The sequence below is a fragment of the Clostridium celatum genome (assembly GCF_021412605.1).
Classification (GTDB): Bacteria; Bacillota; Clostridia; order Clostridiales; family Clostridiaceae; genus Clostridium; species Clostridium celatum.
Genome location: NZ_JAJKGM010000039.1, coordinates 22,797 through 31,425, shown reverse-complemented (window position 1 = coordinate 31,425; position 8,629 = coordinate 22,797). Strand labels below are relative to the sequence as shown.

Below are 8,629 nucleotides of genomic sequence, written 5' to 3'. Positions count from 1 at the left end.
GTATTATTTAGTCTCGCAAACTTATTGTATTTCCTTAGGTTGAGAAGAGCAATGTTCATATAACTTAACAGATCGAATAAATAACAAAGGAGAAAGATATGAAAATTACTATAATTGGATGTGATGGAGCTTATCCTAGAGTTAATGGAGCTACATCTGCATATTTAATTGAAGATAAGAAAACAAAGATATTATTAGATTGTGGAAGTGGATCAATAGCAAGACTTCAAAATCATATAAACTTAAGTGAACTTAATGGAGTGATAATAAGCCATTATCATAGAGATCACTATGCTGATTTAGAATGTATGCATTTTGCAACGATGCTTGATACTTTTAGTGAAGCAAGAAAAGAACCACTTGTTATATACGGACCTGGAGAAGAAGAAATATTAGCATATAAAAAGTTTTGTATAGGAAAGAATTTTAAGAAAGAAGAGAAATTCACTATAGGAAGCTTAACTTTTTCAACTCATATTAATAAGCATGGAGTTGAAGCATATAGTATTAAAGTTACTAATGAGGAAGGAAAAACTATAGTTTATACAGGGGATACAGGATATTATAATGAATTACCAGAGTTTTGTAAGGATGCTAATATTTTAGTTGCAGAAGCTTCTTGTTATGAATATGAAAGAGGAAGAATGTCTGGGCATATGACGGCAATTGAAGCAGCTACTGTTGCTAAAGAAGGTAATGTTGATACTTTAGTATTAACTCATTTACCACATCATGGAGATATTGAAGATTTGCTAAAAGAAGCGAATACAGCTTTTGATAAAGAAATATTATTAGCGAAATATGATCTTATAATAGAAGTGTAATTAAATTAACTATTTTCTCTAAAGAGAATAAATTACAGAAAAATTTAATATTAATAATTTAATAAAATTTTAAAACAAATTTAATAACAAATTAGAGTGAAATTGATAGTACAGTTCTTCTAATTTGTTATTTTTTATTTTATAAAATTATTTATAGAGAATAATTTTATACACTGCCCTATAATATAAAATCATAGTATTTTTATAGCTAGATTTACACATATGAAATAGTTTTATACTAAAACCATATTATGGATAAATAAGAAAAAATATGATACTATTTTCATGTAGATATTTTCAGTTAGAGCAACTTGTTGAAGGGAGGAGCTTGGGGAATAACCAAGAAATTTATCATGAGAAATAAGATTAAAATAGGAATAGTTGGATATGGAAATTTAGGTAAAGGTGTAGAGTTAGCTTTGAATAAAAATACTGATTTAGAATTAGAGGCTATTTTTACAAGAAGAGATCCACAAACAGTACAAACTATAAATTCAAAAATAGTTCATATATCAGAAATTGATAATTATATTGATAAAATTGATGTAATGATATTATGTGGAGGTTCTGCTAAAGATTTACCGAAACAAAGTATTAAGATTGCAGAAAAATTTAATATAATAGATAGTTTTGATACACATGCAGATATACCATATCATTTTAATAGTATAAATGAGGTAGCAAAAAGGGCAAAAACAATTTCACTTATATCAGCAGGATGGGATCCAGGATTATTTTCTTTAAATAGATTGTTAGGAAAAGTTATTTTACCGGATGGGAAAGATTATACATTTTGGGGAAAAGGTATAAGTCAAGGACATTCAGATGCCATAAGAAATATTAATGGGGTAAAAGATGCTGTGCAGTATACAATACCAATTAAAAGTGCTATAGAACAAATACGTAATGGACAAACACCTGATTTTACTGTTAGAGAAAAGCATGAAAGAATATGTTATGTAGTTGCTGAAGAAGGGGCAGACTTAAAGAAAATTGAGAATGAAATTGTTAATATGAAAAATTATTTTAGTGATTATAATACTAAAGTAAATTTTATTACAGAAGAAGAATTAAAAGATAAACATAGTGCGATGCCCCATGGAGGTTTTGTAGTTAGAAGTGGTAACACAAGTGCTAATGTAAAGCAAAGAATGGAATTTAGTTTGGAGTTAGATAGTAATCCAGAGTTTACAGGAAGTATATTAGTAGCTTATGCAAGAGCTGTATATAAATTATTTAAAGAAGGAAAATCAGGAGCTTATACAGTTTTAGATATTCCTTTTAGTTATTTATCACCAAAAAGTGGAGAAGAATTAAGACGAGAGTTATTATAAGAAAATATATAAATTCATTTAGATAAAAATATCAAAGATAGGGAAGGAAGTTATGAAAGTAGGATTAGTATTAGCTGGTGGTGGCGGTAAAGGTGCATATGAACTTGGAGTTTGGAAGGCTTTAAAGGAATTAAATTTAAGCCAATATATATCTGTTTTTGCAGGTACATCTATAGGTGCTTTTAATGCAATTTTATTTGCAATGGATGATATGGAAAAGGCTGAAAAACTATGGGAAGAAGTAACTATGGACAAAATAGTTCCTATTAGTAAGATGGAATTAATTACAAGAGGTATAGGTTTATATCTAGGTGGAAAAAATCTACAGTTAGCAAAGAAGTTTTTAAATGATAATGTTGAGCGAGGAGCCATTGCAAAGGATGGTGCTATCGATATTATAAATAAATATATTGATTGCGCTAAAATTAAAGAAAATAATAAAATATGTTATGCAGCATGTACTAAGCTAACAAACTTTAGTGCTAAATATTTTAAAATAAATGATTTTGATGAAGAAACGGGAAAAAATATTGTACTTGCTTCAGCTTCATTGCCATTAATATATGATAGTACAGAAGTGTTAGGAGAAAAGTATATAGATGGAGGAATAGTTGATAATGTACCTATACAACCTGTATATGGAGAAAATTGTGACATAATTATTGTTGTTTTACTTTCAAAGGATGCACAAATAGATAGATCACTTTATCCTAATTCAAAATTAATAATTATAGCACCAGAAAATTTATTTGAAAATACAATTACTGGAACGTTGAATTTAGAATCGGAAGCTAAAAGGAAAAGAATTATTGAGGGATATAATGATGCAATGAATAAGCTTGAGCCAATAATGCTGCTTACAAATTTTGCCAGCGAGGATGAAGAGAAAAGAAAGAATCCTAAATTGTATAAACTATATAATTATACAAAGGAACTATCAAATAAGATAAAAAGTAATAAGAAAAATAAAACAATAAATAGTAAGCATGAGTCACTATAAGGTGTTAAAATTTTTATTTTATATATTGTATGTAAAATACGTAAGATAGAAAATACTTAATATAGAAAAGCTATGTATAAATTAAAATAGCTTTTCTATATTAATAATATTTTATTTGATTAATTAATAATTGAAAATTTACACTGAAGTTTTACAATACTTAGAGGACAAATAAATATTAAGTTTATGAGAAGTTTTCATAATATAAAAAAACTTTATAAACTCTTTTAAAAAAAAAATAAAATTTGTTAGAAGCAGAATAAGAATAATAATGGCCATAAGCCACAGAAGCAGTTTCCAGATCCAAAATTTCCACATCTGCCATATCCATAATTGTTATATCCATAGTTATTATATCCATAATTTTGATAATAATTATTAGGACAACATCTATTATTATTATTATTATTATTATTATTATTATTATTATTATTATTATAGTTGTTACAATAATTTCTCATATTAAGCCCTCCTTTAACTAAATATAATTAAAACATTTTTAGAAAATATGCATAATGTTTTATAGTATAATATATTCATGAATAATTATTATGGTGAGCTTTTTAAAAAATTTTTATGTAAAACAAGATATAAGGAAATTGTTAAGATGATTGTTATAAGCGGAGTTTTTTAGGAAAGTAAATGATATAATGAACTTATGTAATTTTAAAAATTATAATTATGGGGGAGAGTAGGTTTTGAAAAAAATATATAAAGGTCTTATGAGTATAGGATTATGTATTATAATGTTAAGCTTAGGGATATTATTTTTTAGAATGTATACTAGTAGTGAAGAAAAAATAGAAAAACAGGTTGTTATAGAAAAACAAGTTGAAGAAAATAATGAAGAAGTTAAAGTGAAATTAGAAGAAGAAATAATAGATACAGAAAATGAATCAGTGGATACTAAAAGGGCTTATAGAACCAATATTATAGGAAATAATGAAGATAAATTTACATTAATGATTTATATGTGTGGCTCAGATTTAGAATCAGAATATGGAGCCGCTAGCGTAGATATAAGAGAAATGTTAGAGTCCAATATAGGTGAAAATATAAATATATTAATTGAAACAGGTGGAACCTCTGATTGGACCAATGAATCTATAAGTGAAGAACGAAACCAGATATATAAAATTGAAGATAATGAGCTTGTTTTAGTTAAAGATGATTTAGGATTAAGGAATATGGCTGAATCAAGCACATTGAAGGATTTTATTACATATTCAACAAAAAACTATCCAGCTAATAGATATGGACTTATAGTTTGGAATCATGGCTTTGGTACAATAGAAGGTTTTGGGCGTGATGAAAACTTTGAGGGTGATAATATGGAATTAAGTGATATGACAAAGGCATTAGAGGAAAGTGATGTTTTTTTTGATTTTATTGGATTTGATGCTTGTTTTATGTCAACTATAGAAGTTGCATATAATCTTAAGGATTTTTCAGATTACTTAATAGCATCTTCCGAAATAGAGCCTTTTGCAGGTTGGTATTATAGTAATTGGATTACAGAGTTATCTAATAATACATCAATTTCAACAGAAGAGCTTGGAAAAATAATAATTGATGATTTTGTGCAACATAATTCCAATAGAGAAATTCCAGAAAAAGCAGTATTAGCAATTACAGATTTAACAGAAATAGAATATGTATATGAAAATTTATGTGATTTTTTTACTGAGATTAATATTGAATTAAATAATAAAAATTATGATAAAGTTTCGCTAGCTAGAAGTGAAGCTAAAAATTTTGCAGATAATTTGGTAGATCATATAGATGCAATAAGTATAGCAGAAAAATTAAATTTGAATTCATCTCAAGAGTTAATAGAATCTATAAATAAAGCTGTTAAATATAAGTCGTTTACAAGTACTATGGAAGAGGTAGGAGGATTATCTATTTATTTTCCTTATTATAAAATAGATTATTTTAATGAATTTAAAGATGCCTTTAATAATTTGAATCTAAATGATGATCATTATAGATTTATAAATGAAATTGTAAGTGATATATCTGAAGGGAAAATTAGCATTATAGGTACAGCTCGCGAATTCACTAGTGAACATAAATCTAAGGATAGTATAGCAAATAGATATAATTAAACTAATTAGAAATTAGTAGTTAAGAGTTAAACTCCTAACTATTAATTAAAAATAATGGTTAATAATATTTTTTACTTTTTTTCTTCTATACGTATTTCTCTTTCTAAAACAAAAGTCATGATAATACGTAAAATAAAAATTGTACCTATTAGTATTAAATCATCTAAATCTTTAATTATTACAGTTTTTAAAATTTCTGCAGCTAATTTAAAATCTAAGCAAGTTACTAGTGAATTTGCAAAATTTAATTTAATTTTATAATCTTTCTTTGTAAAAAAGGTTCTAAAGAAATTGAAAAAAGCTGTAAAAGCACCAATTAAAAGAATAATAATTCCCATACCTTCTAATAAATTAATTAAATGAGGAAGGTAAGTGTTAAATAAGTTTTCAAGCATAATTAATACTCCTTTATTTTTATACTTAGGATTAGTATTTGAAAAATAGGATATATTATTCTACATAGAAATATTTTGATTTATAGTATAAAAATAGTATAATTAAAAGGAAGTATTTTTAATAAAGGAGGAAAGTTTAGTAAGATAGTTTACTAAATATAAAATAATATGTTAAAAGAAGTTTTAAAAAAAGACGAAATAGCAGCAATGAAAGCTAGAGATAAAAAAAAGGTTAGTGTGTTAAGATTAGTTAATGCTGAAATTAAAGCATATGAAGTTAATAGCAGGGAAGTTATAGATGATGAAAATGTTATTAAAATAGTTGAAAGAAGCATAAAGCAAACAAAGGAAGCTTTAGAGTATGCTGTAAAGGCAAATGATGAAGAAAAAATAGAAGAGGGGAAATTTGCCCTTGAAGTTTTAACTCCATATCTTCCAAAGCAATTAAGTGAAGAAGAAGTTGTAGCTATGTTAAAAGAAATAATAACAAATGGCAATTATACAGCTAAGGATATGGGTAAAATAATGAAGGAAATTATGCCAAAGGTTAATGGGAAATTTGATAGATCAAAGATTAATCCTATGGTGAAAAATTTATTAGGGTAATATAAGTTTTAGGTATACTGGTAAGGTGTACCTAATTTTTTTATATAAATATAAGATATATTTTACATAAATATGTAATTTGATTTTTTATATATAATGGTAGTAGTATATAGGTTAGTTATAATTTATTAAATATAAATAGATAATAAATATTTAGAGGTGAATATGACAGAAATAGGTATGACACTAAAGAAGAAAAAAGAGAGAATAGATATTAGTAGCTTAAGTGATTTAAAAAAAATATTAAAAAGAGATGGATATATAGTAAATAAACTTGATGAAGATGAATTCAAAGAAGAAATGAAGAGAATTTTTAATATAAATGAGGAAATGGTAGAAAACCTATATACCATCATTGAAGAAGATAATATTATTTATAGATCCAAGGATATATTAGAATTTATAGATTACATAGAAAAAGTAGTACTTTTTGAGAAGGAACATAATAAGTTATGTAAAAAGATAAGTAAATTTAAAAAGGTAAATATAACTAGAGTTGAGTATGATAGAGTAGTAAGTATTCAAGATGATGTAGAGCATATAATAAAAGCTATAAATAAAATAAAAGATAGTATATCAGAAACTATAAATGAAAAAGAAATAGCAAGAATAGAAACATTAGAGGCAGAAATAAGTAAAGAATATGTCTATGCTAAAGATATTGAGTTATTAAAAAAGATGATTTTAAATAGTTCAGAAAAAATAAAGGAAAATTATGACGATAAAAATAAAATAAAAACAATATCAATGGAAATACCAACGGAAATAAAGACAACATATATTAAACCTACAAAAGGAACTATAGAGTATTATCAGCATTTAAAAAATAATATACCAAGAATGAAGCGTTTAAGAAAAAATATAGATAAATATATTGAATTTAGTGAGAATGAAGTTGGAACAATAAGTATAAATCAAAGTGATGCATTACAAGACTCTATAAACATAGCAGTAGCGATTTATAATGGTAAGGAGTTTAAAGCTGTAAGTGGTAGCGATGAAGTAGAAGGATTTTGTATGGCAAAACCTATAGGACAAGTTGCCTTCAAAAGTAGTAAAGTTAATAAATTAGGTAAATTAGGGATAGGATACAATAGAATTAATGATAGTGAAAAAAAGATATTAGAAGAAATAAATAAGCAAATAGAAAGCAATGAGTTAGAAGACAAAGGAGAGCTTGTTTTATATAGTAAATGGCAACCGTGTCCAAGTTGTTATTATGTTATTAGTCAATTTTGTGAAAAGTATCCTAGAATCAAATTTAAAGTTAAATATAGAAATAAGTATGGGGAATAGATAAAAAATATATTTTTTATTGTTGACTTTAACGCAACGTTAAGGTGTATAGTTTAGCTTAAGAGGAGGTCTAGATTATGGAATATACAGTGCAAAAACTTAGTCAGCTTGCAAAAATAACAACCAGGACTTTGAGATATTATGATGAAATTAATCTTTTAAAGCCTAGAAGAATTAATAAAGCAGGATATAGGATATATGGAGAGAATGAGGTTGATAGACTTCAGCAAATCCTCTTTTATAAGGAGCTAGGTGTTGGGCTAGGTGAAATAAAAGAAATATTAGATAATCCTAATTTTGATGAAGTAGAAGCACTAAAGGAGCATAAAATAAAACTTCTTGAAAGGCAACAAAAAATAGAGCTGCTTTTAAAAAATGTAAATAAAACAATAAATTTAAAAGAGGGGAAAAATACAATGACAAATAAAGAAAAATTTGAAGGGTTTAAGCAAAATATAATAGATGAAAATGAAAATAAATATGGAAAAGAAGTAAGAGAGAAGTATGGAGATGATACAGTAAATAAAAGTAATAGTAAAATAAAGGGTATGTCTCAAGAAAAATATAATGAGTTTATAAGATTAGGAAAAGAAATTGAAGAAAAACTGGCAGAAGCTTTTAAAACTAATGATCCATCTAGTAATTTAGCGCAAGAAGTTGCAGAACTTCATAAAAAATGGCTTATGTTTACTTGGCCAAAATATACAAAGGAAGCTCATGCAGGAATTGCTCAAATGTATGTTGATGATGAAAGGTTCACTGCTTATTATGATAAAAATGTAGAAGGAACTACTAAATTCTTAAGAGATGCTATTTATATTTATACTAAAATGAAATAATAAATAAAAGAAAAAATTAAATAAAAACACAGCAGAAATGATTTTTCTGTTGTGTTTTTTGTTTTTAATATGTTAGAGAAATTAGTGATATTAAATAGAGGTATTTTATTAGAAATGTAAAAAAATCTAAATATAACCCAAAAAAGCAAAACAAATGTTGAAAAATCTAAATATTTTAGAAAGGATACTATTTATACTAAAAGTGTATAATAATGTAAAAATGGCAT

Annotated in this window: 9 protein-coding genes; 7 read left to right on the top strand and 2 right to left on the bottom strand. The window is 25.8% G+C overall.

Annotation, left to right across the window (positions count from 1 at the left end; genetic code table 11):
* Positions 1-98: 98 nt before the first annotated feature.
* The 3 genes from LPC13_RS13600 to LPC13_RS13590 all read left to right on the top strand — a co-directional run bounded on the left by LPC13_RS13600 (position 99) and on the right by LPC13_RS13590 (position 3,158).
* On the top strand, positions 99-824 hold the full coding sequence (locus tag LPC13_RS13600; protein WP_005214489.1) for an MBL fold metallo-hydrolase: 726 nt from the start codon (positions 99-101) through the stop codon (positions 822-824).
* 353 nt (positions 825-1,177) lie between these two features.
* Complete coding sequence (locus LPC13_RS13595) at positions 1,178-2,158, top strand: diaminopimelate dehydrogenase (RefSeq protein WP_040419804.1); 981 nt, start codon at positions 1,178-1,180, stop codon at positions 2,156-2,158.
* A gap of 52 nt (positions 2,159-2,210) precedes the next feature.
* Entirely contained in the window at positions 2,211-3,158 is a 948-nt protein-coding gene (locus tag LPC13_RS13590) for a patatin-like phospholipase family protein (RefSeq protein WP_005214491.1), read from the top strand.
* Positions 3,159-3,406: 248 nt separating this feature from the next.
* On the opposite strand, the gene LPC13_RS13585 is transcribed toward LPC13_RS13590, so the two are convergent.
* The gene (locus tag LPC13_RS13585) at positions 3,407-3,619 is read right to left on the bottom strand and encodes a hypothetical protein (protein WP_234088893.1); all 213 of its coding nucleotides are present in this window, start codon (positions 3,617-3,619) and stop codon (positions 3,407-3,409) included.
* 237 nt (positions 3,620-3,856) lie between these two features.
* Between LPC13_RS13585 and LPC13_RS13580 the strand changes: the two genes are divergently transcribed.
* Positions 3,857-5,266 carry a clostripain-related cysteine peptidase gene (locus tag LPC13_RS13580; RefSeq protein WP_051040680.1) on the top strand — a complete coding sequence of 470 codons (1,410 nt, stop codon included), beginning with the start codon at positions 3,857-3,859 and terminating at the stop codon, positions 5,264-5,266.
* 71 nt (positions 5,267-5,337) lie between these two features.
* On the opposite strand, the gene LPC13_RS13575 is transcribed toward LPC13_RS13580, so the two are convergent.
* On the bottom strand, positions 5,338-5,661 hold the full coding sequence (locus LPC13_RS13575; RefSeq protein ID WP_005213280.1) for a DUF1622 domain-containing protein: 324 nt from the start codon (positions 5,659-5,661) through the stop codon (positions 5,338-5,340).
* Positions 5,662-5,829: 168 nt separating this feature from the next.
* Between LPC13_RS13575 and LPC13_RS13570 the strand changes: the two genes are divergently transcribed.
* The 3 genes from LPC13_RS13570 to LPC13_RS13560 all read left to right on the top strand — a co-directional run bounded on the left by LPC13_RS13570 (position 5,830) and on the right by LPC13_RS13560 (position 8,402).
* Positions 5,830-6,267, top strand: coding sequence for a GatB/YqeY domain-containing protein (locus LPC13_RS13570; protein ID WP_195244875.1), 438 nt, complete (start codon positions 5,830-5,832; stop codon positions 6,265-6,267).
* 165 nt (positions 6,268-6,432) lie between these two features.
* The gene (locus tag LPC13_RS13565) at positions 6,433-7,563 is read left to right on the top strand and encodes a deaminase domain-containing protein (RefSeq protein ID WP_195244874.1); all 1,131 of its coding nucleotides are present in this window, start codon (positions 6,433-6,435) and stop codon (positions 7,561-7,563) included.
* Positions 7,564-7,640: 77 nt separating this feature from the next.
* Positions 7,641-8,402: a MerR family transcriptional regulator gene (locus LPC13_RS13560; protein ID WP_005213273.1), complete on the top strand. Its 762-nt coding sequence runs from the start codon at positions 7,641-7,643 to the stop codon at positions 8,400-8,402.
* The last annotated feature ends 227 nt before the right edge of the window (positions 8,403-8,629 follow it).

What these genes read in the sequence shown, in the direction of transcription:
- LPC13_RS13600 (WP_005214489.1), top strand. Translation starts at nt 99, where the DNA reads ATGAAAATTACTATAATTGGATGTGATGGAGCTTATCCTAGAGTTAAT.
- LPC13_RS13595 (WP_040419804.1), top strand. Translation starts at nt 1,178, where the DNA reads ATGAGAAATAAGATTAAAATAGGAATAGTTGGATATGGAAATTTAGGT.
- LPC13_RS13590 (WP_005214491.1), top strand. Translation starts at nt 2,211, where the DNA reads ATGAAAGTAGGATTAGTATTAGCTGGTGGTGGCGGTAAAGGTGCATAT.
- LPC13_RS13585 (WP_234088893.1), bottom strand. Translation starts at nt 3,619, where the DNA reads ATGAGAAATTATTGTAACAACTATAATAATAATAATAATAATAATAAT.
- LPC13_RS13575 (WP_005213280.1), bottom strand. Translation starts at nt 5,661, where the DNA reads ATGCTTGAAAACTTATTTAACACTTACCTTCCTCATTTAATTAATTTA.
- LPC13_RS13570 (WP_195244875.1), top strand. Translation starts at nt 5,830, where the DNA reads ATGTTAAAAGAAGTTTTAAAAAAAGACGAAATAGCAGCAATGAAAGCT.
- LPC13_RS13565 (WP_195244874.1), top strand. Translation starts at nt 6,433, where the DNA reads ATGACAGAAATAGGTATGACACTAAAGAAGAAAAAAGAGAGAATAGAT.
- LPC13_RS13560 (WP_005213273.1), top strand. Translation starts at nt 7,641, where the DNA reads ATGGAATATACAGTGCAAAAACTTAGTCAGCTTGCAAAAATAACAACC.